The organism is Mesorhizobium vachelliae, assembly GCF_033977325.1.
GTDB lineage: Bacteria > Pseudomonadota > Alphaproteobacteria > Rhizobiales > Rhizobiaceae > Mesorhizobium > Mesorhizobium vachelliae.
In genome coordinates, this window is sequence record NZ_JAVIIR010000001.1 from 1 (window position 1) to 25,556 (window position 25,556).

Here is a 25,556-nt window from a genome sequence, read left to right on the forward strand (position 1 = left end):
ATCGCTACATCAACATGGACGACCTGCGCGAGCACAAGAAGCTCGCCCTACGCCAAGCCGCATGACCAGCAACAGGGCCGCCCCTTTTTGCTGAACTTGACGCACACAACCCAACGCGCTCGAGCCCACCCCCTACTCCCCTACTCCCCTACTCCCCTACTCCCCCTCATTTTCGGGGTTACATCCGCCAAAACTCTTCCCTATAAGGCCCTCCTAGCCTGATACCAGAATCGCAAGCACAACCGGCCGGGTCCTCCCCCCCGTCCCGGTTTTTCGTGCAAGCCGCTCGCCGAACGGATTTTCGAATATGCCAAGACGCACCGACATCAAGTCGATCCTGATCATCGGGGCCGGCCCCATCGTCATTGGCCAGGCTTGCGAGTTCGACTATTCCGGCACGCAGGCCTGCAAGGCGCTGAAGGAAGAGGGTTTCCGCGTCATCCTGGTCAACTCCAATCCGGCCACCATCATGACCGATCCGGAGCTGGCCGATGCCACCTATATCGAGCCGATCACGCCCGAAGTGGTGGCCAAGATCATCGCCAAGGAGCGGCCGGACGCGCTGCTGCCCACCATGGGCGGCCAGACGGCGCTCAACACGGCGCTCTCGCTGCGCCGCATGGGCGTGCTCGACCGCTACAATGTCGAAATGATCGGTGCCGATGCCCATGCCATCGACAAGGCCGAGGACCGCGCGCTGTTTCGCCAGGCGATGAGCAAGATCGGCCTGGAGACGCCGCGCTCGATGCTGGCCAACGCCACCGACGTCAAGAACGCCGACCGCAAGACGCATGAGGCCGAGCGCGCGGCGCTTAAGGCGGAGAACCCGGAAAACCTCGATGCCGCGCTCGATGCGCTGGAAACGCGCTGGAACCTCGGCGAAGGCGACCGCAAGCAGCGCTATATCAGCCACGCCATGGCGGTCGCCGCCCAGGCGCTCGACCATGTCGGCCTGCCGGCCATCATCCGCCCCTCCTTCACCATGGGCGGCACCGGCGGCGGCATCGCCTACAACCGCGCCGAATTCTACGACATCGTCCAGTCCGGCCTCGACGCCTCGCCCACCACCGAGGTGCTGATCGAGGAGAGCGTGCTCGGCTGGAAGGAGTATGAGATGGAGGTCGTCCGCGACAAGGCGGACAATTGCATCATCATCTGCTCGATCGAGAATCTGGATCCGATGGGCGTGCACACGGGCGACTCGATCACCGTCGCGCCGGCGCTGACCTTGACCGACAAGGAATACCAGATGATGCGCAACGCCTCGATAGCGGTGCTGCGCGAGATCGGCGTCGAGACCGGCGGCTCGAACGTGCAGTTCGCCGTCAACCCGGCCGACGGCCGCCTGGTCGTCATCGAGATGAACCCGCGCGTCTCGCGCTCCTCCGCTCTCGCCTCGAAGGCGACCGGCTTCCCGATCGCCAAGGTCGCGGCCAAGCTCGCCGTCGGCTACACGCTGGACGAGCTGGAGAACGACATCACCGGCGGCGCCACACCGGCCTCGTTCGAGCCGACCATCGACTATGTGGTCACCAAGATCCCGCGCTTTGCCTTCGAGAAATTCCCCGGCGCCGAGCCGGTGCTGACCACCGCCATGAAATCGGTGGGCGAAGTGATGGCCATCGGCCGCACCTTCCAGGAATCGCTGCAGAAGGCGCTGCGTGGTCTCGAGACCGGCCTTACCGGCCTCGACGAGATCGAGATCCCAGGGCTTGGCCATGGGGACACCCCCGCCAGCCACGCCGACGACCGCAACGCCATCCGCGCCGCGCTCGGCACGCCGACGCCGGACCGTCTGCGCATGGTGGCGCAGGCGATCCGCATGGGCACGTCGCTGGAAGACGTGCACGCCATGTGCAAGATCGACCCGTGGTTCCTCGAGCAGATCGCCGGCATCATCGCCATGGAGGAGCGTATCCGCGAGCACGGCCTGCCGCAGGATGCCGTCAATCTGCGCATGCTGAAGGCGATGGGCTTTTCCGACGCCCGCCTCGGATCGCTGACGAAGACCGACCCGGAGGTCGTTCAGAAGGCCCGCGAGAAGCTCGACGTTCATCCGGTCTACAAGCGCATCGACACCTGCGCCGCCGAGTTCGCCTCGCCGACCGCCTATATGTACTCGACCTATGAAGTGCCCTTCGCCGGAGCGCTCGACAACGAGGCGCGCGTGTCAGCGCGCAAGAAGGTCGTCATCCTCGGCGGCGGCCCGAACCGCATCGGCCAGGGCATCGAGTTCGACTATTGCTGCTGCCACGCCGCCTTTGCGCTGCGCGACGCCGGCTATGAAGCGATCATGGTCAACTGCAATCCGGAGACGGTCTCGACCGACTACGACACATCCGATCGCCTCTATTTCGATCCGCTGACGGCGGAGGACGTGCTGGAGATCCTGCGCGCCGAGCAGGCCTCGGGCGAGCTCGTCGGCGTCATCGTCCAGTTCGGCGGCCAGACGCCGCTGAAGCTCGCCGACGCGCTTGAGAAGGCCGGCATCCCGATCCTCGGCACCTCGCCCGACATGATCGACCTGGCCGAGGACCGCGACCGCTTCCAGAAGCTCTTGCACAAGCTCAACCTCACCCAGCCGAAGAACGGCATCGCCTATTCGGTCGAGCAGGCGCGCCTCGTCGCCGGCGAGCTCGGCTTCCCGCTGGTGGTGCGCCCGTCCTATGTGCTCGGCGGCCGCGCCATGCAGATCATCCATGACGAAAGCATGCTGCAGACCTACCTGCTCGACACCGTGCCCGGCCTGGTGCCGGAGGACATCAAGCAGAAATACCCCAACGACAAGACCGGCCAGATCAACACGCTGCTGGGCAAGAACCCGCTGCTGTTCGACACCTATCTGTCAGGCGCCATCGAGGTCGATGTCGACTGCCTGTGCGACGGCAAGGAGACCTTCGTCTCCGGCATCCTGGAACATATCGAGGAGGCCGGCATCCATTCGGGCGACTCGGCCTGCTCGCTGCCGACGCATTCGCTGCACCCCGACCTTGTCGACGAGCTGGAGCGCCAGACCGCGGCGCTCGCCCGCGCGCTGAACGTCGGCGGCCTGATGAACGTGCAATACGCCATCCAGGACGGCACGGTCTATGTGCTGGAGGTGAACCCGCGCGCCTCGCGCACCGTGCCCTTCGTCGCCAAGACCATCGGCCGTCCCATTGCGAAGATCGCGGCCCGCATCATGGCCGGCGAGACGCTGGAAAACGCCTTCGCCCATTACGGCGCGATGCCCGACCCGCGCAATCCCGGCCACATCGCGGTCAAGGAAGCCGTCTTCCCCTTCGCCCGCTTCCCCGGCGTCGACATCCTGCTCGGCCCGGAAATGCGCTCGACCGGCGAGGTCATGGGCCTCGACCGCGATTTCGCGCTGGCCTTCGCCAAGAGCCAGCTCGGGGCGGGTGTTGATCTCCCCCGCGCGGGCACGCTGTTCGTCTCGGTGCGCGACGAGGACAAGAAGGGCATCCTGCCGGCGGTCAAACGCCTCGCCGGCCAGGGTTTCAAGGTGCTGGCCACCTCCGGCACCGCCCGCTTCCTCGCCGAGAACGGCGTGACGGCGGAAAAGATCAACAAGGTCCTCGAAGGCCGCCCCCACATCGAGGACGCCATCCGCAACCGCCAGGTCCAGATCGTCTTCAACACGACCGATGGCCAGAAGGCGGTGTCGGACTCGAAATCGCTGCGCAGGGCAACGCTGATGCAGAAGGTGCCGTACTATACGACGCTGTCGGGCGCTGCGGCGGTGGCGGAGGCGATTGCGGCGTTGCGGGCGGGGAACCTGGAGGTGAGGCCTCTGCAGGAGTATTTTGGGTGAGGCCACCAGCTTATCTCTCGCCATAAGCAAGCCCTGTGCTGTGCTAACTCAGACATTATTTAATAGGAATTTTCCTTCTAAGTCCGCGAATTGCGCATAGTTTAATTTCGAGTCATTCTACCCGCCGCCAACTACGGGAGGGGATGATGGCAAAGAAGCCAGGAAGAGTAGGCGAAGCAGATATCGGGACTGCCGTATTAGCGATCGTGGATGCGCAGCCCGGTCGTCAAATTACGACCACCAGACTGATTGCAGAGTTGCGGGATCGTATCCGGCTAAACGCCGAGGATGAAGAACAGCTCGACGGCCGAAACGACGATCGTTTTTCGCAGATCGTTCGGAACATCAAGTCTCATAGGAACCAGCCCGGCAACCTTATCTACGAAGGGCATTTGATTTCCATCCCCAGAGGGTTCAGGAGACCTTAGAGAACTTGGCCTTGTAACCAGGCTTGAACCACTTCAATTCTGTTTGAGTTTGGGCCTCTTTGTCCCAGACGAACCATGCATATGCTGTTGTTCCCGAACCACCTTGGACGGCCCCAGCTGGATAGAACGTAATCCGCTCGCTGAAAACCCAGACGCGAGACGGAGGGCATTTTGCAAAGATCGTATTCGCGCGGTTTGCACCCTCTAGGAAGGCAAGCCGAAGCAATAGCGCAAACTTCTTCCGGGCAAGTTTGACCCCGGAGTGCACAAACCCCTCAGCGCTATTATAAGGAGGATTCGTCACAATATTGTCGGCGGCGATCTTGGTTGCATTGAAATCTATGCCAATCTCGCCAAAGCCTCGATTATACAAGTCCGAACTGCGGACATAGTTCCCGTCGCGCGCCAGTACCCGGGACATCGCCCCATCTCCGCATGCGCACTCCCAAATCTCCCCACGAAAACGCTCGTTTTCCATAAGGGCATGCGTTGCCCAGGCAGGCGTTGGGAAGTAGTCGGGGCCGGCAAGATCAGCAAACCGCTTCATTGTCGGCTTGAAGCCGCCGTTGAGATTATACGTCGCGTCCATTTGATTCGACTCCCACTGATGGAAAAACATAACAGAATCATATGGTTAAATAGTTGTTAACGTGGTGCGGCGGATTGACTCAGCCAACTCATCAACGCACCTCGTAAAGCACTAGACCTGCGGCGGGAGGGCTTTCATGGTCACTCGACTCCATTAAGGACTCGTTAAGCATGACTCGCTCAAAAATCGATGGATTTCCGCTGACGAAGGCTTACTGCGCGTAGCAAAAGCCATGCCAGATGCATCCGACAGCTTTCGAGAGAGGACTCATTAACCATGACTCGGAGTCCGATTTTCCTTGCAACGGCGTCGGACTTGCGCTAGACTACCCTTATGGCTTCACTGAATGAATTTCTTGCCTTGCGGCACAGAGCATTGATGCGAGCACGCGCAGAAAGGCAGCTCGAACTTGCGTCCATAGAAGAGGAAATTGCACAGATTGAAAGAGCAGCAGAAGCCGCAAATATAAGCCTAATTGTTCCCGACGACGAGCATGGCTTTACAGAAAAATCCGCGCGTTCTCGAATACGACTACCGAAGACCATCAAGGATGCGGCTATCGAAGCTTTATCTGAAAAGAAATTAGGGATGACGGCGCACGATATTCTTAAAGTTGTAAATGAAAAACTTGGAACTGACTATCCAAGGTCTAGCTTAAGCCCCCAACTCTCGCGCCTCAAAGGTGAGGGTATCGTTTACAGAGAGGATGACCGCTGGGTGCTCGTACCTAACCGCAATTCGCCGGCCTAAGCGAGAAAGGGGCACCCGAAGATGCCCCACACACCTACGATCGTGAAAGATTACAGTCCGGGCGATCGGTGTTCTCTGACCCAAATAGAGAGGCCTTACATGCAGCCGCCTTAGTTCCAACCCTGGCTACGCATGACTCAGTCATCCGTAGCGAGCAGCCGGGGAGCCCGGCAGTGGTGGTGCGTGCCTGCAACACGCATCACCACACACTAGTTGATCATGCGGTCAACGCCGTTAGATTTCACGCCACCGCCACGCACTCAATCTCGATATCGAACTCCATCGGCCACGACGCCACCGGCACGAAACTGCGCGCCGGCGGATTGGTCGCAAAATACTTCGCATAGACTCGGTTGATGGCGCTGTAGAAGCCGGAATTGACAGCGTAGATGCGCACCATCACCACCTTGTCCAGCGAGGTGCTGGCCGCTTCCAGGCAGTGTTTCAGCGCCTTCAGCGACGCCTCGGTCTGGGTTTCGATGTCGCCACGCACCATCGCCGGTCTCCACCGCCGTCTAGCATGGCAGGCCGAGCGAGCGGACGTTGGAGGAGCGGCGAGGGAACGCCAGCCTTCACTTCTCCCCTTGCGGGAGAAGGAAAATGCGCCCTCACTGATGCGCCACCGCCAGGTCCTTCGCATGCTTCTCGTGCATCTTCAGCACCGGCAGCGTCTTCTTGGCGAATTCCTTCAGCGCCGGGTCGTCGCCGGACTTGGCGTAGGTGGAGAACAGCGCCACCGCATCCTTATGCGCGTCGGTCTGCATCTTGATGTATTTGGCGTCGAAGTCCTTGCCGGTGGCAGCCTTCAAATCGTCGAGCATCTGCTGCTCCTTCGGCTGCAGCGCCGGGCCGGCGGGCTTGATCGACGCAGTAGTCTGGCCCTGGCTCAGCGCCGCCTTGAAGTCCTCGCCGGCCTTGCTGTGATCCTTGATCATCTGCGCGGCGAAAGCCTTGACGTCGGCCGATGCCGACTTCTCTTCAGCCAGCTTGCTCGACTGGATCTCGAACGCGTTGGCGTTGGGCACCGTGGCGACGAAGGTCTGGGTGTCGACCTTGTTCTCGGTCACCATCGGTCCCACGGCATCTGTGTCGTTCGATTGGGCGAACGCGGCGGGCGCGCCGGCAACAAGCGCGACGGCGACCAGGGGCAGCAGCGTTTTCATCTCGATCTCCGGTCCGAAACAGCCCCTCCGCCTTCCCCAACGCGGCACCGGCCCCCTGGTTGCCTAGAAGGTTGCCTCAAAAAGAGCGTGCGGGCCGAGCGCCCGCGCCGCCTTCAGTGGCAGTGTGCGCTGGCGGGCTGTCCGGCATATTGCAGCTGCTCGTGCCAGTCCGGCCGGCCCTCCGGCGTGAAATCCATCAGGTTCCACAGGATCTCGCAGATGCCGATGGCGCGAGCGTCCTGGCCGGGTTCGGACGGCGCGAAGTCGAGCTCTGACGACCAGAAATGCCGGATGCCGTCGCCATCGCGGTGGAACACCGAGAGCAGCGGTATCTGCGCGCCTTCGGCGGTTTCGGAATTGTAGTCCCGCTTGAAACCATTGCCCGCCGAAGAGACCAGCCGCATGTTTTTCCAGCCGCGATCACGGCCGAGCGCCGTCAGATTGTCGAGGGCGGTCTTCGCCACCACGGCGAAGTTGAAGCCTGCGGCTTCGAGATGGCCGATCGCGCCGTCGAACTGGTCGAGCAGCGCGGTGCAGGACGGGCATGGCTGGTCCTGCCGGGCAAGCTTCGCTGTCTCGCCGCTCGCCGCCACCTCGCGCGTCTCCTGTGGATGGCGCGGGAACATCATCTGGTAGAGGATCAGCGTATCCTTGCCCGGCGCGAAGAGGTCCGACAGCTTGACCTTCGCTGGCTGGCCGTGGTCGTCCAGGGCGTCGAACACATAGTGCTGCGGCACCAGCCCGCCCGGCGGCAAGGCGCGCCTCGCTTCAGCGACCGCCTCCATGGCGCGGCGCAGCTCGATTTCCTTGCCCAGCAGCTTTTCGCGGGCCGTGCGGTATTTGGCGGATTCATTGGGAAAGGTGATCATGGTCGTCTCCTTGGCCTTTCGCGCCGGCGTCCCGGCGCGGGTTGCTCTACCGCCCAAGGACGCGCCACACGGAAGCGTTCCGACATTTCGGCACACGCTTTCCGGTCACTTTTTCAGGTCGCATCTAGCCTTTCACACCGCCAGCCGTGAGACCCGAAACGATGCGGCGCTGGAAGATCAGCACCAGCACCACCAGCGGCACGGTGACGATCACCGAAGCGGCCATGATGTTGCCCCAGGGGATCTCGAACTGCGAGTTGCCCGACAGAAGCGCGATCGCCACCGGCACGGTGCGCTGCGTGTTCGTGGAGGTGAAGGTGAGCGCGAAAAGGAACTCGTTCCAGGCGCTGATGAAGGCGAGCAGCCCGGTGGTGGCCAAAGCCGGCCACATCAGCGGCAGGAAGATGCGCGTGAGGATGATCCACGGCCCAGCGCCGTCGAGGATCGCCGCCTCCTCGATCTCGACCGGCAGGTCCCGCACGAAGGTGGTCAGCACCCAGACGGTGAACGGCAGCGTGAAGATCATGTAGGACAGGATGAGCGCCAAGAGCGAATTGTAGAGATGCAGCGCCCGGATGATCTCGAACAGCCCGGCAAGTGCCGCGACCTGGGGAAACATCGACACCGACAGGATGGCGAGCATCAGCGCCGAGTGCCCACGGAAGCGGATGCGCGCCAGCGCGTAAGCCGCGGTGACGCCGAGCAGCAGCGAGACCGCCACGACCGCGCCGGAGACGACGAGCGAATTGGCGAGATTGCGCAGAAAGGGACCTTCGGTCAGCACGTTGCGGTAATTGGCGAGGCTGAACGATCGCGGCCACAGGCTCGCCTGGAACAATTCGGTTCCCGATTTCAGGCTGGTGACGATAGCGTAGTAGAACGGAAACACCGCGACGAAGACGATCGCCAGGAGCAAAAGATAGAAGGCGGCGCGCTTCAGCATTTTCATGTCAGCGCTCTCCGTCGAAACTCAGCCGGCCGATCCGGATATAGGCGATGGTGAGCAGGCCGATGATCAGGAAAAGCAGCGTCGAGGCGGCCGAGCCATAGGCGAACTTGTCGAATTCGAACAGGTTCTCGCGCGCGAAGATCGACATCGACTTGGTCTGCACATTGTTCGGCGTCAGCACATAGATCAGGTCGAAGATGCGCAGCGCGTCGAGCGCGCGGAAGATCACCGCCACCATCACCGCCGGGCGGATCAGCGGCAAGGTCACCCGCCAGAAGATCTGCCACGGGTTGGCGCCGTCGAGCTTCGCCACTTCGAGGATCTCGCGCGGCAGCATCTGCAGGGCCGCCAGGATCAGCAGCGCCATGAACGGCGTCGACTTCCAGATATCGACGATGAGCACCGCGATCATCGCGGTGTCGGCGCTGGCGGTCCAGGCGATCTTGTCGTGGATCAGGCCGAGATTGAGGAGAACGACATTGATAATGCCGAACTGGTCGTTGAGCATCCACTGCCACATCTTGGCCGATACGATGGTTGGGATCGCCCAGGGGACGAGGATCGCAGCGCGCACGATGCCGCGTCCCGGGAATTCGGCGTTGAGCGCCAGCGCGACTACCATGCCCAGCACCGTCTCGCAGGCCACCGAAACCACGGCGAAGCGAACCGTGTTCCACACCGCGCGCCACCAGACCGGATCGACGAGCAACCCGTTATAGAGCACCCGGCCGCTCGGCAGTCGCAACACCGAGAAATAATTGTCGAAGCCCACCCATTGCCGGGCATCGAGATCGGCCAGCGAAGCGTCGGTGAAGCCGTAATAGACCGTGCGCAGGAACGGCCAGCCGGCGACGACGGCGAGCGTAAAAAGCATCGGCGCCAGAAACAGCCATGCCGTGCGCACGCGCCGGCGCATCAGCGGCGATCGCCTTGCCGCGGTCACCAGCCCTTGCCTTTCAGCCTGTTCAGCCTTGCCTCGAGCTCGGCCAGGTTGTCGGCGGCGGTTCCGTTCCCGGAGATCGTGTTGTGCACGGCCGTCCAGAACTGGCTCGATGCCTCGTTGTATTTGATCCTGGCGGTTGCCGAGGGACGCGGCTGCGCGTTGAGGAAGATCGGCTTCCAGCGCGGCACGATTGGCTGCTGTTTGGCGATGTCGGGGTCGTCATAGAGGGCTGCGATGGTCGGCAGGTTGGACGTTTTCAACGTCCGGTATTTCTGCATTTCGGGCGAAGCGATGAACTTGACCAGGTCGATCGCCTCGTCCGGATGTCTCGAATATCTGGAGACGGCAAGGTTCCAGCCGCCGAGCGTCGCCGCCGGCCGCCCGCCGTCGCCGGCCGGCAACGGCGCCACGTCGAACTTGCCCTTGATCGGTGAATTCTCGCTGTTGCCGAGCGCATAGGCATAGGGCCAGTTGCGCATGAAGACCGCATTGCCGGTCTGCCAGACGCCGCGCGCTTCCTCCTCCTGATAGGCAAGCACGCCCGGCGGCGCGATCGTGCCGATCCAGCCCTTCACCATGTCGAGCGCGGCGGCCGCCTTTGGATTGTTAATGGAGATTTCGCCGTCCGGCTCGAGGATCCGGCCGCCGCCATTCGACATCACCCATTCGAGCGCGTTGCAGGTCAGCCCCTCATAGGCGTTGCCCTGGAAGACGTAGCCCCAGAGGTCCCTGTTGCCGGCCGCCCGCTCCTTGTCCATGACAAGCTTCGCGGTGTCCTGCAATTGCTGCCAGGTGGTCGGCACCTTGGCGCCATATTTGTCGAGGAGATCCTTGCGGTAATAGAGCGCCGGCGCGTCGGTGAAGATCGGCAGCGCGACCAGCCTGCCGTTGACCGTCTGCGATTGGATGATCGACGGGAAATGCTCGCCCACCACATCCCTGGTCGCCTCGGTCAGGTCGACCAGCTGGCTGGCCAGTTGCGGCGCCCAGATGACGTCGGTCTGGTAGACGTCGATATCGCTGCTGCCGGCGGCAAGCCAGAGCCGGTATTGGCCGAACTGGTCGGTGCTCGAAGGCGGGATGACGACGATGTCGGCCTTGTTGCCGCTCTTCTTCTCATAGGCGTCGAGTATCTCGCGCAGCACCTTGATGCCGTTGCCGGTATCGCCCGACACGATCGACAGTTCCACGGCTCGCGCTTGAACAGCGCCCAGCATGATGCCGGCGGCCAGGAACGCGGAAACAAGTTTCACGGAAATTGCGGACCTCCGTCGGCGGCCGCGACGCACAGGTCGCGGCTCATCAAGGCCCCTGCGATGAATGCGCGACGCCGCTTAGGGTTCCCGTGCTTGTGCATGTGGATCAGGCGGCGGGTTGGTGAAGCCGATCTCGGTTGGCTTGACCGCTTCGGTGGCCCGTTCCGTCCGCTTCGCTTCACGCAAAGCGGACGGGCTCCGAAACCCCCGCCCCGGAGCCCGCCTGGGAGTGGCTGACGCATGCCGGCACAGCCGCCTCCGACGCCTTGCCAGCGTCGATCCGCCGATCGGCCGCCCGGCACGACGAGGCATTAGCATGCCCTAACGTCAGCCTATGTGAAGCCGTTCACAATGCCGGGGCGCAGGTGGCTGCAACGCCGCGCCGTGGACTTTCACTGCGTCGCGCTTTGGGCGTCAGCCTTCCCAGTCGACCGGGATCATGCCGAGCCGCTCGTAGAGCCTGAAGGCCGCAGTGTTCTTCACCGTGTTGGTCTTGAGATCGACATGGGCCGCCCCGCGCTCGCGAAAGGTCAGGAACACGTGCCGCATCAGCGCTTCGCCGATGCCTTGCCGTCTGGACTCCGGATGGACGGCGAGGTCCTTGACGAAGCCGGACGTCCAGCAGAGTGCTGCGCCCGCAAGCAGGCCTCTGCCGTCGATCACCAGGAAACAGAGGGCGGGGTCGAATTCCGCATCGCCGGCAATGCGCGCCCACCAGTCGTCGAACGGTCCGTCGGCGCCGTCGTCGAACACCTCTTCCAGCAGCGCATGGAGCGCGTGCGCGTCACGGCGCTCGAACGCGCGCATGACAAAACCCTCAGGCCAATGCGGCGCGGCGAGCGTATCGTCGAGGACCTTGGCAGGCGGATGTCGTTTGGAGCCGGCGGGCGGGGCGTCGTGTTCTCATGCATGGCGCTGTCTCGAACGCCGCGCGCGACCTGGCCCGTCGGCTCAGGCGTCGGGTTGCAGGCGCCGCCGCTTGCGGTCGACGCCGAGGCCCGTCGCCTCGAGCAGGCCCTTGCGCTTGGCGTCGTAGTAGTAGCCGGTCTGGTAGAGCATGTCGGCCCGCTTGGCGTTGCCGCCCGAAACCAGCCAGGCGCCGCGCAGATATTTCACCGCGTATTTGAGATTGGTCTCGGCGTCGAACAGGCCAGCCGCGGGCCCGTCATAGCCCATGCCGCGCGCCGTCGCGTGCTTGATCTGCATCAGCCCCCAATGACCGTGATTGTAGGCTTTCGGGTTGAAGGTGCTCTCGCGGTTAACGACATGGCGCACCAGCTCGACCGGCACTTCGTAGATCACCGAATATTTTTCGATCAGCCGCTCGATCTCGCCGCGCGGACCGCTGGCATGCTGCTCGGGCTGCCCGGGTGCGGCCAACAGCGCCGGATTGTCCGGCGCCACAAAAGCAACCTGCTGGACGCCGGGCATCGGGGCGATTTTCGCCGACTGGCCGGTGACCGGCATGGCGACGCCCGCGGTCCTATAGAGCGCCGCCTGCTTGATGGATGCCGCTTGCTTGATGGATCCTGGACCGGTCGGCGAGCCACCGGCCGTCAGCACCGGCGGCGGCGGAAACTGGCCGGCCATCGGCGTCGCTCCGGCGAAAGCTGCGGGCTGAGCCATAACCATGGCAGATTGGGGCGAGCCGGGTTGGACAGGCGGCGGCAGAGGCGCGGCCGTCGCCAGCGCGCCGGGCGTGGTGGTCATGGCGACGGCATCGCCGGCCAGCGCCGCGGTCTGTACCTGGGCAAGGCCCGAAGGCTCCGGCAATACCGCCACCGTTTCGGGCAGCGCGAGGGTCGGCGTGTCGTCCGCGACAGCAGGCGTCGAGGCTACCGCAAGCGCCAGCGCGGCCTTCATCTGCGAGGTCGAGGTGCAACCGCTGAGACCAGCAGCGGCAACGAGCACGCCGAGCGCGGTGAATATGATTTTAGCGGGCAAGCCGTGCGGTCCGGTTTGTCGGTTGTTAAGGAGTCCTTACACCAGCGATTCACACCCCGCAATCGGGGCCACCCGGCGGTTTTCGGGTGGCGATGACAGGGCGGAAATGCCATATTGTTCTGGATATGTACTGGTTTTTCGCTGTTTTGCGGAAGGAAAACGCCATGAAACCCACATCTGCGATCACGGCCGGCCACGCAGTGTTAGAAACAGTGATCGGCTTCATGGGCATCGCCTGGAGCGAGAAGGGCCTGATCCGGCTCTGCCTGCCGGAACGCAGCCGCGAGGCGATCGAGCGCCGGCTGTTCCGCCATGCCGGCGTCTCGACCTCGACAGACCAGCCGCAGTGGGTGGTCGAGCTGATCGCCTCGATCAAGGCCTACGCGGCCGGCGAGGACGTCGACTTCTCCGGCGTGCCGGTCGACCTCGACGGTGTCGACGATTTCCGCCTAGCCATCTACGACGCAGCGCGCAAGCTCCGCTTCGGCGAGACCACCACCTATGGTGAGTTGGCCAAGCGCGCCGGCCATGCAGGCCTTCCGCGCGAAACGGGCGCGGCGCTCGGCGCCAACCCGGTGCCGCTTGTCATCCCCTGCCACCGTATCCTGGCGGCCGGCGGCAAGATCGGCGGCTTCTCGGCGCCCGGCGGCTCGGCCACCAAGGAGAAGATGCTGGCCATGGAAGGCGTTCGCGTCGGCCCGCCGCCCGCCGCGCAGGCCTCATTCGGTTTCTGAGGTTCCGCCGAGCTGTCAGTGGCGACGGAGGAATCGCCGGCGGAAATGGTCGAAGTCCGGCCGCTTGCAGACATAGACGGCACAGGATTTCGTGTCGGCGCTGGGCACATAGGCCCGTGATCTCACTTCGCCCGCATTGCAGAAGCGTTCGTCGCGCACATAGCGATCGTAGAGCGGCAGGCCGGGCACGCGCGCCGACTGGTAGCGCAGGATGACGGCGCCCTGTCTGGCGATAGTCGCCTGCACCCGCTCGCAGCTCATGCGCGTCGGATCGTAGCGCGACACCGCTTGCGCCTCCGCGGCCAGCAGCAGGAAGCAGGCGGCAAGCAGGATTGTCTTCATGGTCCCTCTCCTAAAGCAATCCAGGAAAAGTGCGTAGCGGTCAGGTTCGGCGTCTTCGCCGTAGCCTTCTATCCGGATTGCGTCGAACCGCTGTCGTACGGCACGCATCTCATCCCTCCACAACGCGTGGCCGCTGTCAAAACTTCCATGCAGCCGTGAGCGGCACGCCGGCAACCCGTCTTGTATTCTTTCGCAAACTGTCCTATATGCGGTGCATTGAATTTGGCCGATCGATCGGGCCTCGCGATCCTTCGCGTTTGCTGACGTCTCCAAAATTTCGATACCACCGACCGGACTTTGGGTCTGGTCAAACGAAGCAAATGTGGAAGGGCATTTTACATGGCAACTGGTACGGTCAAGTGGTTCAACGCCACCAAGGGCTACGGCTTCATCCAGCCTGACAATGGCGGCGCGGACGTTTTCGTCCACATCTCCGCTGTCGAGCGCGCTGGCATGACCAGCCTCGCTGAAGGCCAGAAAATCAACTTCGAGATCGAGCAGGACCGCCGCACCGGCAAGTCCGCTGCTGGGTCTCTGAGCAAGGCAGCCTGATTTAGCGCAGGGCGCGCGCCGGACGAAGGTTCGGGGCGCGCGGCAAGTCACGGATGTACTGACGGTCGCGCGAGAAGCGCGCCGGAGCGAAAAGACCCGACAAGCTGGAACAGCAGATAGCTGCCAGCCCGGACCAGACGCTCCCGATCAGGCTACCGGCATAGGAAGGCGGGCATTGCCCGCCTTTTTTGTTGTCTGGATTTTGGTGATTGGCCGCCTTCTCCCCGTTTACGCCACTCTGTGCACTCTTCTGTGACTGGCGTGACTGATCAGGCCGAGGCTTGATTGCCACGTGGTTCCCCCAATCCGTCGCTGCTTCGCAGCGCCACCTTTCCCCCCTCCGGAGGGAAAGGAAGGGAGCCTTGCCGGACGAGCGTTGACGGTAAAAGGCTTGGCGCCCTTCCTCTACCCCGTCGATCGGGGGAGAGGTGGCTCGGCGAAGCCGAGACGGAGTGGGGGTCGACCAGCGCTACATTAGACAATGCATGCGCCAGCTGCCATGCACGCTATCGCCAAAAACCAGCCGCTCGGAAATGTGTGTATGCCGTAGCCCGTAAACGGGGAGAAGGGACGCTGCCGCCTACGCTTTCGCCAATCTCCGATGCCGCGCCTTAAGGCACCCACTCGATCGGCGCATGCCCCTTGTCCGCCTCGACGCGCTTCAACCACTCCACGACGGCCGGATAGGCGTCGAGTTGGAAGCCGCCCATCTCAGCCGTATGGGTATAGGCATAGAGCGCAATGTCGGCGACGCTGTAGGCGCTGCCGGCGAAGAACGCGTTTTGCTGCAGGTGGCTGTTCATCACGCCGAGCGCCTTGTTGCCGCGCTCCAGCGTCTGCGCCAGCCGTTCCGGCGTCGCGTCCTTCGCCCGTTCCGGGAAAGTCAGCAGCGCCTTGCGCACCGCGATATAGGGCTCATGGCTGTATTGCTCGAAGAACAGCCATTGATAGGCTAGCGCCCGCTCATATTTGTCGGCCGGCAGGAAGCGCGTGCCTTCGGCAAGATAAAGCAGGATGGCGTTGCTCTCGGCGATGCGCCTGCCGTCGTCGAGCTCGAGCATCGGCACCATCGCGTTCGGATTCTTGGCGATATAGTCGGGCTTGCGCGTTTCGCCGGTATGCGAGCTCACCTCGACCCGGGTGAAGGGGATGCCGAGCTTGGCCATCAACAGCCGCGGCTTGTAGCAATTGCCGCTGTCGGCCATGTCGTAAAGGATCATGCCTCTTGCCCTCTCTGAGTTCTGCCGGAGGGCTCTAACGCGCTGGTCGGGCCTCATCCAGTGATTTGTTTTTGAGAAAAACCATCAGCGGCGCTGATGCGTTTTTTCGGGTCTGCATCAGCGATGCTGATGCAGTGGCACGATCTTGTTGCCGGCGCCAAGCAGGGCATCGATGGAAAGCGGCTCTTCGTTGAAGATCGTGCCGGCAAGCGCCGGGCGGGCGAGATGGAAACCCTGGAGCAGGTCCACGCCGCCCTCGAGCGCGACGCGCAAATGCCGGGCGTTCTCGATGCCCTCGACCAGCACCTTGGCGCCTCGCTCGTGCAGCGTCGCCACCAGCGGCCGGAAGAAACGCTCCGCCGCCGCATGGCGGCAGAGCTCGCCGAACCAGGCGCCATCGATCTTGACGATGTCGGGCGCAAGCAGGTTGATGCGCGCCTCGGTCGAATGCCCCGTGCCGAAATCGTCGATGGCGATGCGGATGCCGTCGCGGCGCATTTCGCGCACCAGGCTGGCAAGAACGTGGTCGTCGGCCGCCTGTTCGGTGATCTCGCAGACCAGCAGGCCGGGCTCCATCTCGAAATCGCTCAGATGCCTGGTCATCAGCCGGATCTCGGCCAGCGCCCGTCCGAGATGGTCGTTGATTTTCGGATTGTAGTTGAAGAACAGCGTCAGCCCCTCGACGCCGATGTTGCGATAATTGCCGAGATGCAGCATCCGGCACATCGTTTCGACGAACAGAAGGTCGGACGCGGGAACGCCGCCGAAGAAGATCGAAGGGGCTACCGGCTGGGCAATACGGCGCGGCTCGATCAGCCCTTCGACGGCAACCGCCCTGAGCGCCTTGCCTTCCGGCGCGAAGATCGGCTGATAGACGCTCCACAGGCGGAACTCGCCATAGACGCCGAACTGGAGGCCGATGTCGTCGGCGAAGATCGCCCCGGCGACATTGCGTCGCCTGTCCGGTTGTTGGCTCATGGCGCGACCTTGCGCCCGAACACTCTCGCCGGCCGCGGTTGCCGGATCGGTGCCGCCGGGCTTGCAGCGGCCGGCCCCTTGTCCGCTGTGGCCGCGGACGGCTGCGCACCTTTGCCGAAGACGCGAAAGCTGGTGGGGGCAAGTTCAGGCCGGGCGAGCACATAGCCTTGCACCATGGAGGCGCCGGACCTCTCTGCAAGCTCCAGCTGCCAGCCTTCCTCGATGCCTTCGAACACGGTGCGAATGCCCTGGTTCTCGAAGCTCTGCACCATCGCCGTCAGCAACGCGAAGCCGGCGCCGGACTCCATCAGATGGGTGATCCAATGCGCATCGAATTTGACGATGTCGGGCTTGAGTTCCTTGACCCGGTTGATGTCGGATTCATCGGCGCCATAGTCGTCCACCGCAATGTGGAAGCCGTTGGCCCGCAGCGCCTCGACGAAGCCGTAGAGCGTTTCCTGCGAGGCCGATTTCTGCTCGGTGACCTCGCAGACGATGCGGCGCGGATCGATGCCGGCTTCGTGCAGCACCAGCCGCATGTCGCGCAGCGCCTTGTCGGCGATGTGGCGATCGGTGAAGACCGACGGGTCGAAATTGACGAAGATGGACGCCTCTTGCGGCAGGCAGGCGCCGGCGTTCAGCAGATGCAGCGTGCGCGTCAGGGCCTCGATATGCAGCCGGTCGGCCGCCGGGCAGGTGCCGAAGAATGCCCCCGGCGATTGCAGCTCGCCGTCGCGGAACGGCCGGATCAGCCCCTCGAAAGCGGCGATCGAAAGCTTGCCCTCCTTGAAGGCGAAGATCGGCTGGAACGCGCTCTGCAGCGTATAGATGCCCCAGACACCCGTCGAGGTGCCGTCGTCATGGCGGATGATATGGGCGAGCCCGATGCTGCGCGACAAGGTTTCCCGCTCCGCGAATAGGCGCGATCCGATCTGCGATCTTGCCAGCCAAGGGTTTACCGGCCGTTGATGAATTTAGCGTTGCCGCTCACGCAGGCTGAGTTTGGTCACGCCTCCTTGACCTCTGGCTCATCGCACAATGCTTGCGCTCGGCGCCATGATGCGACATGAGAGGCGCCGCGGCCGCTCCTGGCCGCTTTTCCTAGGAGACATTTGGTCATGGCCTTTCTCGCCGACGCCCTTTCCCGCGTTAAGCCTTCCGCGACCATCGCGGTGACGCAGAAAGCGCGCGAGCTGAAAAATGCCGGCCGTGACGTGATCGGCCTCGGCGCCGGCGAGCCGGACTTCGATACGCCTGACAACATCAAGAACGCGGCGATCGAGGCGATCCGCCGCGGCGAGACCAAATATCCGCCGGTTTCCGGTATCGTGCCGCTGCGCGAGGCGATCGCGAAGAAGTTCAAGCGCGAGAACAATCTCGACTACCGGCCGGAGCAGACCATCGTCGGCACCGGCGGCAAGCAGATCCTGTTCAACGCCTTCATGGCGACGCTGAACCCGGGCGACGAGGTCATCATCCCGCGCCCTTACTGGGTGAGCTATCCCGAAATGGTGGCGATCTGCGGCGGCACGTCGGTCTTCGCCGATACCTCGATCGACAACGGCTTCAAGCTCACCGCCGAAGTGCTGGAAAAGGCGATCACGCCGAAGACCAAATGGCTGTTGATGAACTCGCCGTCCAACCCGTCGGGCGCCGCCTACACCGAAGCCGAGCTGCGGGCGCTGGCCGACGTGCTGCTCAAGCATCCGCATGTCTGGACGTTGACCGACGACATGTACGAGCATCTGACCTATGGCGACTTCGTCTTCAAGACCATCGCCGAGGTCGAGCCGAACCTCTATGAGCGCACGCTGACCATGAACGGCGTGTCGAAAGCCTATGCCATGACCGGCTGGCGCATCGGTTATGCCGCCGGGCCGGTGCCGCTCATCAAGGCGATGGACATGATCCAGGGCCAGCAGACCTCGGGCGCCTGCACCATCGCGCAATGGGCTTCCGTCGAGGCGCTCAACGGGCCGCAGGATTTCATTGCCAAGAACAAGGCGATCTTCCAGGGCCGACGCGACCTCGTCGTCTCGATGCTCAACCAGGCGCGCGGCATTTCCTGCCCCTCGCCCGAAGGCGCCTTCTACGTCTATCCGTCCTGCGCCGAGCTGATCGGCAAGAAGACCGGGACGGGCAAGGTGATCGACAATGACGAGGCCTTCTGCTCCGAGCTGTTGGAGGCAGAAGGCGTCGCGGTGGTGTTCGGCTCGGCCTTCGGCCTTGGACCGAACTTCCGCATCTCCTACGCCACGTCGGATGCCTTGCTGGAGGAGGCCTGCACGCGCATCCAGCGCTTCACCGCGTCGCTGACCTGACCGACTCAAAGTCGCCAAATAAGAAAAACCCGGCTTCAAGCCGGGTTTTTCTTGAGCGACGATCGACTTCACGCCTGCTGCTTCGCTTGCCTGGCCGCTCGGGCCTCGGCCGGCGCCAGCACGGCAATCAGCAAGGCCGCGGTGAGGAACGCGCCGATCGCCGCCGTCAGCATCGCGGCATGGAAGCCGCCTGCATAGGCAATCGTGAAAAGCTCGTGCACGCCGCTCTCGCCGATCGCCGCATCGGTGGCGAAATCATGCCGCGAGATGGCCGCACGAGCCACCGCATCGGCATTGGCGACGCCGGCATCGCCAAGATAGCCGGCGAGCAGGCCGGTCGCCCGCATGCTCATCAGCGCGCCGAGCAGCGCGATGCCGATGGCAAGGCCGCTCTGGCGGGTGGCGTTGACCACTGCCGACACCATGCCCGAACGCTCGCGCGGCGCGTAGGACATGGCCGCCGCGCTGCCCGTCGGGATCGACAGCGAGTTACCGAGACCATTGACGGCAAACAGCAGGCACAGCACCGCGTAGGACGTCGAAGGCCCGGCCCAGCACATGCCGAGCATGGACAGGCCGATCAACAGATAGCCCACCGTCATCAAGAGCGAATGGCCATAGCGCGCGCTGAGCCTGCCGATCCAGGGCGACACGACGATCTGGACAATGAAGGACGGGGCCATGCGCAGGCCGGTCTGCGTCGGCGACCAGCCCTGCACCTGCTGCAGGAACATCGAGAAGAAGAAGACGCTGGTGTAGGAGGTGAAGCCGAGCGCGAACGAAGCAATGTTGGCGACGGTGAAACGCACGTCGCGGAACAGGCCGAGCGGCAGCATCGGCCGTGGCGTGCGCGCCTCGAAGCCAAGGAAGACCGCCAGGCCGACGACGCCAACGACAAGCGCGGTGACGGTCTTCGGATCGCTCCAGCCGGTTTCGCCGGCCGAGATCAGGCCGAAGGTCAGGGCGCCGAGCCACAGGATGCTGAGCGCAAGGCCGACCAGATCGAGGTGCGCATGCTCCGGATGCGCCGTCTCGCTGATGGAGACCGCGCCAAGAACGACCGTGACCAAGCCGAGCGGCAGGTTGATCAGGAAGATGCTCTGCCAGCCGACAGTCTGCACCAGGATGCCGCCCAGCACCGGGCCGACCAGCAGCGAGACGGCGGCGAAGGAGGCCCAGCCGCCGATCACGCCGGCCCGCTCTCGCGGATCCGGGAAGGCCTGCGTCAGGATCGACAAGGCGCCCGGGATGAGCAGCGAGCCGGCAATGCCTTGCACCACCCGGCCGGCGAGCAACGCCGTCAGGTTCGGCGCCACCGCGCAGATCAGCGAGCCGGCCACGAAGATGCCGACGCCCCACAGCCAGGACCGCTTGCGGCCGTAGCGGTCGCCGATCAGCCCGGACGACAGCATGAAAGCCGAAAGGCAGAGCGTGTAGGCATCGACCACCCATTGCAGGCCGCCAAAATCGGTCTGCAAGGCCTGCTGGATCGTCGGCAGGGCGACATTGACGATGCTGACGTCGAGAAGCGCCACGAAGGAGCCGAGATAAATGGCGGCGACGAGCGGCAATCGGTTCTTCGGCATTATGAATTCCAACGTGACTTGACCGCGACCGTGCTTCTCCAAGAGCTGCATCGGTGGCGATACGATTGAGTGCGGCACACGGAACAAAGCCGAGCTGCTCGCCCTTTCCAGAAGTGCCGGGAGTCGCGAGCGGCGCCCGTTCAGCCGCTATACTGTTCGTTGGAAACTTCTTCCAGCCAATCGGCGTGGACGCCGTCCAACGCCTCCTGCATGGCGATATGGGTCATGGCGGTTGTCAATCCGGCGCCATGCCAGTGTTTCTCGCCCGGCGCGAAGGAAACGACGTCCCCTGCCCTGATCAGTTGGATCGGCTCGCCCCAGGTCTGGGCAAGTCCGGCGCCGGCGGTCACATAGAGCGTCTGCCCCAGCGGATGCGTGTGCCAATAAGTACGCGCCCCGGGTTCGAAACTGACCAGTGTCGCTCTGAGCCGCGCTGGCGCTTCCTTCTCGATGATCGGCGTCTGCAGCACCTGCCCGGTGAAATACCGCTTCGGCGCGACGATCGTCGGCACGCTGCCGCACGCAATGATCTTCATTATTCAAATCCTCGATGTGTTGGCTGGCCAAAAGGCCGCGCAGGTATCCCGTGGTGCAGTTTCATCCTGCGGAGAGGCCGTTGCAACGAGCTTGAGACTGTTGCCGGGCCGCCGCCTCGGCTTCGCGCTCAACCATAAAGTAAGTCGCCGTGTTAGGATGTCTAAAAACTGTCATAAATCATTGCTTTTTAACCATAAAAACTTGCCCGCCATGCAGGCGCGAAAGAACAGGTCGAGGCAGAAGCCGCACTCAGTCTTTCTTAACGGCTGAGGTCCTAGCCATGGCGCGTGCTGTGGGGGCGCGGACATGAGCATCTTGGCGACAATCAAGGATCACAGCGGCCGTATCTATCGCGGCATCCAGGCCTTGCTCGTGATGAGCATCGCCGCCGCCGCGCTTGCCGCCTTCGCGCTGACGGAGAACGCCTCCCGTGCCGGCGCGCTTGCGGTGTCGGTGGCATCGACCTTAATGGCGCTTCTGGTGCTGATGTATATGCGCTCGAGCGTCGTCCAACGCCTGCAATCGGCGGCGGACGCCGAGGACGAGAAGCACCGCTTCCTCACTGTCGATGCCATGACCGGCGCCACGGCCCGGCGCTATTTCATCGAAGCGTTGGGCGACTGGCTGGGCGGCTTGCGCAGCCGTCGCCAGGCGAGCCTGCTTCTGATCGATCTCGATCATTTCAAGCAGCTCAACGACACGTTCGGTCACCAGTTCGGCGATCTGGCGCTGGCCCATCTGGTTGCGGAAGCGCGGCGCATTTTCGAGGACGGTGTCATCGGGCGGCTCGGCGGCGACGAGTTCGGCGTCATGGTTCCGCATGCCGACGTCGCCCTCATCAACAGGGACGCGCGCCGGCTGCTGGATGCCATGCGCGCCGGCAAGAGGCACGAAGGCAAGATCATTCCCCTGTCGATCTCGGTGGGCGTGGCGCTTGCGCCGCTGCATGCCTCGAATGCAACCGAATTGATGCTTTTGGCCGATCTCGCGCTATACGAAAGCAAGGCTGGCGGCCGCGGCCGCGTCACTGTCTTCGACGAGGAGATGCTGTCGGACAAACGCTATCGCCGGCTGGTTGAACGCGAGTTGCGCGCCGCGATCTATCTCGGCGAGTTGGAGCTGCACTACCAGCCGATCGTCGATCCCGACGGCTCCGTCGATGCGCTGGAAGGATTGATCCGCTGGCGCCATCCCGTGCGCGGCCTGATCTCGCCGGCGGAATTCATCCCGATCGCCGAGCGCTCGACGCTGATCGACATGATCGGCGAATGGGTCTTCAAGCGCGCCTGTGCCGATATCGGGCATTTTTCCGGACGGCGCATCTCGATCAACGTCTCCGGCGAGCAGCTGAAGCGCGACGAGATCGTGATGATGTGCGAGCGGGTCCTGCGCGAAACCGGCCGGTCTGCCTCGCAATTCATCATCGAGATCACCGAGACGGTGGCGACGGCCGCGACGCCCGAGGTGCTGAGACGCCTGGAGGCGCTGCGCGGCCTCGGCTTCCACATCGCGCTCGACGACTTCGGCACCGGCCATTGCGGCTTCAACTACCTGAAGTCGCTGCCCATCGACAGCGTCAAGATCGACCGCTCCTACATCCGCAGCCTCGCCCATGACCAGGTGGCGCAGATCTTCGTTTCGGCGCTTGCCCAGATCGCCCGCATCCAGGAGATCGCCATCGTCGCGGAAGGCGTCGAAACCGCGCAGGAATTCACCCTCGCCCGAACGGCCGGCTGCAGCCGCTTCCAGGGCTATTTCTTCGGCAAGCCGGCCCCGCGCGACAAGGCAAGCGCCTTGTGTGTCGCCGGCCGCGAGCCGCTCGCCCTTACGGCCTGACGAACAGGAAATGGCGGCCTGCCGGACCCAAGCCGGCGAACATCCTATTTTTCTTGCCCTCCATGCAAACCCGTGTGACGATGGTTTTGGGAAGAGGTGAAAACCCCGCCCGCGACGGCCGAACAGGCCGGCCGCCGCTCTGCATAGGGTGCGATCGGACGCAAACCGGTTTCCACTTTTGCTGATCGCTCTCTTGGGAAACGCCTGAGTGGAGGTTCAGCCATGGGTACTCGCGCCGGAGGACGACGCACGGGACCGAAATGCATCGCCATAGTCGGTCCCTTTGCAAGCGGTAAGACGACACTTCTCGAAGCAATCCTCGCCCGCACGGGCGCCATTCCCCGCCAGTCACCCGTATCATCGGGCAGCACCGTTTCCGATCATTCGCCCGAAGCCCGCGCCCACGCCATGAGCGTCGAGGCGACCTTCGCCACCACCGATTTCATGGGCGAGCAGATCACTTTCGTCGACTGCCCCGGCTCCATCGAATTCGCCTTCGAGGCCGAACCCGTGCTTGCCGCCTGCGACCTCGCGGTCGTCGTCGCCGAGGCCGACGAGAAGAAGATCCCGGCGCTGCAGCTCATCATGCGCAAGCTCGACGATCTCGCCATTCCGCGCATCCTGTTCCTCAACAAGGTCGACAAGGCGATCGCGGGCGTGCGCGAGACGCTGAAGATGCTGCAGCCGGCAAGCTCGGTACCGCTGCTGCTGCGCCAGATTCCGGTGCGCAAGGACGGTATCGTCATCGGCTCGATCGATCTGGCGCTGGAACGCGCCTACATCTATCGCGAATATGCCGAAAGCCAGGTCGCCGAGATCACGAACGACGACAAGGCGCGCGAGCTGGAAGCGCGATTCTCCATGCTGGAGACGCTCGCCGACCACGACGATCACCTGATGGAGCAATTGCTGGAGGAGATCGAGCCGCCGAAGGATGCGATCTTCGACGATCTCTCGGCCGACCTGCGCGCCGGCGCGGTGACGCCGGTGCTGATCGGCACGGCCGAGAAGGGCAATGGCGTGCTGCGCCTTTTGAAAGCCATCCGCCATGACGCGCCGGACGTCGAGGCGACGAGGAAGCGCCTTGGCGTGCCGGACGGCCAGACGGTGGTGCAGGTGATGAAAACCATCCACACCGCGCATGGCGGCAAGCTTTCGGTGTCGCGCGTGCTTTCCGGCCAATTGGCCGACGCGGCGGAGCTCTTCCTCTCCAATGGCGACACGGCGAAGGTCTCGGGCATCTACAGGATGCTCGGCAAGGACCAGATCAAGCAGGCATCGGCCAAGGCCGGCGACACGGTCGCGCTCGGCAAGCTCGACAACGTCAAGACCGGCCAGACGCTGAGCTCGGCCAAGGGCGGCATCCGGCCATTGGTCATGTTGGAGCCGCCGCAGCCCGTCTTTGCCTTCGCCCTTCGTCCCAAGGAGCGCAAGGACGAGGTCAAGATGTCGGCGGCGATCCAGCGGCTTGCCGAAGAAGACCCATCGCTCAGCCTGCGCCACAACCAGGACTCCGCCGAAACCGTCCTGTCGGGCCACGGCGAAATGCATCTGCGCGTGGTGCGCGAGCGTCTGGAGGGCAAGAACCAGATTCCGATCGAGGGCCATGCTCCGGCGGTGCCTTACCGGGAGACGATCCGCAAAGGGGCGCAGCAGCGCGGCCGCCACAAGAAGCAATCCGGCGGCCACGGCCAATTCGGCGACGTGGTGATAGAGATCAAGCCGCTGCCGCGCGGTTCCGGTTTCCAGTTCTCCGACACGATCACCGGCGGCGTGGTGCCGAAGACCTATATCCAGTCGGTGGAGACCGGCATTCGCGACTACCTGAAGACGGGTCCGCTCGGCTTCCCGGTCGTCGATGTCGCCGTCAACCTGTCGGACGGCTCCTACCATGCGGTCGATTCCTCCGACATGGCCTTCCAGATGGCGGCGAAGCTGGCGATGAAGGAAGGCATGGCCGCCTGTTCGCCGGTCCTGCTTGAGCCGATCATGAAGGTCGAGATCGTCACGCCCTCCGACGCGACCTCCAAGATCATCGCGCTGATCCCGCAGCGGCGCGGCCAGATCCTCGGCTATGACGCAAGGCCCGACTGGCCCGGCTGGGACGTCGTCGAGGCGACCATGCCGCAGGCCGAGATCGGCGACCTGATCATCGAGCTGCGCTCGGCCACCGCCGGTGTCGCCAGCTACAAGGCCGGCTTCGACCATATGGCCGAGCTCACCGGCAGGCTGGCCGACGAGGCGATGAACGCCAACGGTAAGGCTGCCTGAGCAGGTCGGCCTGCCTGATAGGGGCGAAATGAAAACGGCGTCCGGATGATCCGGACGCCGTTCCTATTGCGGACCGTTTTCCTGGGAGGCAACGGATGGTCCGCCGCATCCGGAAAAATGGTTCGGACGCGGTGCTTGCCTGAGCCCGGTCTTCCGAGTGATGCCCCCATCTCCCGAACCGACCAACCGCGTCCTATGGTCTACTTAAACCATAGACTGCGTCTGCGACATGTTACCCGATGTTACATGTCACTGTTACGTGGCGGATTTGGTCGTTTTTTGCCGGCTCGAAGGCATGCGGGCAACAAAAAAGCCGGATCAATAAAGATCCGGCTGAGTTTGATTGGAAGTGCCGATTAGGGCTAACCTCCAGAGGGGAACACTCGAGGGCGCTAATGGGAGGAGAACGCGCCCTGGAGATGGCACTATATATGTGCTCATCATGCCCAAGAAACAAGCATCTATTTTGCAACACAC

21 protein-coding genes and 2 pseudogenes are annotated in these 25,556 nt (G+C 63.4%); 8 read left to right on the forward strand and 15 right to left on the reverse strand.

All coding sequences use genetic code 11. The annotated features are described in order from the left end of the window. Positions 1-307: 307 nt before the first annotated feature. Both carB and RFM41_RS00010 read left to right on the forward strand, forming a co-directional pair. Entirely contained in the window at positions 308-3,811 is a 3,504-nt protein-coding gene (gene carB, locus RFM41_RS00005) for a carbamoyl-phosphate synthase large subunit (protein ID WP_320245496.1), read from the forward strand. A gap of 146 nt (positions 3,812-3,957) precedes the next feature. Next, complete coding sequence (locus RFM41_RS00010; protein WP_320245497.1) at positions 3,958-4,239, forward strand: hypothetical protein; 282 nt, start codon at positions 3,958-3,960, stop codon at positions 4,237-4,239. Here RFM41_RS00010 and RFM41_RS00015 read toward each other — a convergent pair. Beyond that, positions 4,226-4,828, reverse strand: a complete 603-nt coding sequence (locus RFM41_RS00015; RefSeq protein WP_320245498.1) for a hypothetical protein — start codon at positions 4,826-4,828, stop codon at positions 4,226-4,228. The two genes, RFM41_RS00010 and RFM41_RS00015, sit on opposite strands and share 14 nt — an antisense overlap. A 333-nt stretch (positions 4,829-5,161) precedes the next feature. Between RFM41_RS00015 and RFM41_RS00020 the strand changes: the two genes are divergently transcribed. Continuing rightward, on the forward strand, positions 5,162-5,578 hold the full coding sequence (locus RFM41_RS00020) for a hypothetical protein (RefSeq protein ID WP_320245499.1): 417 nt from the start codon (positions 5,162-5,164) through the stop codon (positions 5,576-5,578). Positions 5,579-5,819: 241 nt separating this feature from the next. Here the strand turns inward: RFM41_RS00020 and RFM41_RS00025 are convergent. From RFM41_RS00025 to RFM41_RS00060, 8 genes and pseudogenes are all read right to left on the reverse strand, one after another. Next, positions 5,820-6,105: pseudogene (locus RFM41_RS00025) on the reverse strand (Rid family hydrolase). 81 nt (positions 6,106-6,186) lie between these two features. Then, on the reverse strand, positions 6,187-6,741 hold the full coding sequence (locus tag RFM41_RS00030) for a DUF4142 domain-containing protein (RefSeq protein WP_320245500.1): 555 nt from the start codon (positions 6,739-6,741) through the stop codon (positions 6,187-6,189). 113 nt (positions 6,742-6,854) lie between these two features. Further along, positions 6,855-7,610: a DUF899 family protein gene (locus RFM41_RS00035; RefSeq protein WP_320245501.1), complete on the reverse strand. Its 756-nt coding sequence runs from the start codon at positions 7,608-7,610 to the stop codon at positions 6,855-6,857. Positions 7,611-7,734: 124 nt separating this feature from the next. Next, the gene (locus tag RFM41_RS00040; protein WP_320245502.1) at positions 7,735-8,559 is read right to left on the reverse strand and encodes a carbohydrate ABC transporter permease; all 825 of its coding nucleotides are present in this window, start codon (positions 8,557-8,559) and stop codon (positions 7,735-7,737) included. 1 nt (position 8,560) lies between these two features. Next, positions 8,561-9,475, reverse strand: coding sequence for a carbohydrate ABC transporter permease (locus RFM41_RS00045; protein WP_320246188.1), 915 nt, complete (start codon positions 9,473-9,475; stop codon positions 8,561-8,563). Between the two features lie 23 nt (positions 9,476-9,498). Further along, positions 9,499-10,755, reverse strand: a complete 1,257-nt coding sequence (locus RFM41_RS00050; RefSeq protein WP_320245503.1) for an ABC transporter substrate-binding protein — start codon at positions 10,753-10,755, stop codon at positions 9,499-9,501. A 417-nt stretch (positions 10,756-11,172) separates the two neighbouring features. After that, positions 11,173-11,669, reverse strand: a pseudogene (locus tag RFM41_RS00055) (GNAT family N-acetyltransferase). Positions 11,670-11,709: 40 nt separating this feature from the next. Further along, positions 11,710-12,702, reverse strand: coding sequence for a transglycosylase SLT domain-containing protein (locus RFM41_RS00060; RefSeq protein ID WP_320245504.1), 993 nt, complete (start codon positions 12,700-12,702; stop codon positions 11,710-11,712). Between the two features lie 164 nt (positions 12,703-12,866). On the opposite strand from RFM41_RS00060, the gene RFM41_RS00065 reads away from it, so the two are divergent. Then, positions 12,867-13,436, forward strand: coding sequence for a methylated-DNA--[protein]-cysteine S-methyltransferase (locus tag RFM41_RS00065; protein ID WP_320245505.1), 570 nt, complete (start codon positions 12,867-12,869; stop codon positions 13,434-13,436). A gap of 15 nt (positions 13,437-13,451) precedes the next feature. Here the strand turns inward: RFM41_RS00065 and RFM41_RS00070 are convergent, their stop codons facing one another. Then, a complete protein-coding gene (locus RFM41_RS00070) occupies positions 13,452-13,778 on the reverse strand; it encodes a hypothetical protein (protein WP_320245506.1) in 327 nt (108 codons plus the stop codon). A 339-nt stretch (positions 13,779-14,117) separates the two neighbouring features. On the opposite strand from RFM41_RS00070, the gene RFM41_RS00075 reads away from it, so the two are divergent. Continuing rightward, positions 14,118-14,330 (forward strand): cold-shock protein, encoded by a 213-nt coding sequence (locus tag RFM41_RS00075; RefSeq protein ID WP_027168154.1) that lies wholly within the window; start codon positions 14,118-14,120, stop codon positions 14,328-14,330. 611 nt (positions 14,331-14,941) lie between these two features. Here the strand turns inward: RFM41_RS00075 and RFM41_RS00080 are convergent. From RFM41_RS00080 to RFM41_RS00090, 3 genes are all read right to left on the reverse strand, one after another. Beyond that, positions 14,942-15,550: a glutathione S-transferase family protein gene (locus RFM41_RS00080; protein ID WP_320245507.1), complete on the reverse strand. Its 609-nt coding sequence runs from the start codon at positions 15,548-15,550 to the stop codon at positions 14,942-14,944. 117 nt (positions 15,551-15,667) lie between these two features. Further along, a complete protein-coding gene (locus RFM41_RS00085) occupies positions 15,668-16,528 on the reverse strand; it encodes an EAL domain-containing protein (RefSeq protein WP_320245508.1) in 861 nt (286 codons plus the stop codon). After that, a complete protein-coding gene (locus tag RFM41_RS00090) occupies positions 16,525-17,427 on the reverse strand; it encodes an EAL domain-containing protein (protein WP_320245509.1) in 903 nt (300 codons plus the stop codon). The genes RFM41_RS00085 and RFM41_RS00090 overlap by 4 nt, the downstream gene beginning before the upstream one ends. Before the next feature lie 219 nt (positions 17,428-17,646). On the opposite strand from RFM41_RS00090, the gene RFM41_RS00095 reads away from it, so the two are divergent. Then, entirely contained in the window at positions 17,647-18,849 is a 1,203-nt protein-coding gene (locus RFM41_RS00095; protein ID WP_320245510.1) for a pyridoxal phosphate-dependent aminotransferase, read from the forward strand. A gap of 68 nt (positions 18,850-18,917) precedes the next feature. Here RFM41_RS00095 and RFM41_RS00100 read toward each other — a convergent pair whose 3' ends face one another. Continuing rightward, positions 18,918-20,435, reverse strand: a complete 1,518-nt coding sequence (locus RFM41_RS00100) for an MFS transporter (protein ID WP_320245511.1) — start codon at positions 20,433-20,435, stop codon at positions 18,918-18,920. 140 nt (positions 20,436-20,575) lie between these two features. Then, entirely contained in the window at positions 20,576-20,971 is a 396-nt protein-coding gene (locus RFM41_RS00105; protein ID WP_320245512.1) for a (R)-mandelonitrile lyase, read from the reverse strand. Positions 20,972-21,278: 307 nt separating this feature from the next. Between RFM41_RS00105 and RFM41_RS00110 the strand changes: the two genes are divergently transcribed. Together RFM41_RS00110 and RFM41_RS00115 are read left to right on the forward strand one after the other, a co-directional pair. Continuing rightward, the gene (locus RFM41_RS00110; protein WP_320245513.1) at positions 21,279-22,808 is read left to right on the forward strand and encodes a putative bifunctional diguanylate cyclase/phosphodiesterase; all 1,530 of its coding nucleotides are present in this window, start codon (positions 21,279-21,281) and stop codon (positions 22,806-22,808) included. 222 nt (positions 22,809-23,030) lie between these two features. Then, the gene (locus tag RFM41_RS00115; RefSeq protein WP_320245514.1) at positions 23,031-25,079 is read left to right on the forward strand and encodes an elongation factor G; all 2,049 of its coding nucleotides are present in this window, start codon (positions 23,031-23,033) and stop codon (positions 25,077-25,079) included. Positions 25,080-25,556: the final 477 nt, after the last annotated feature.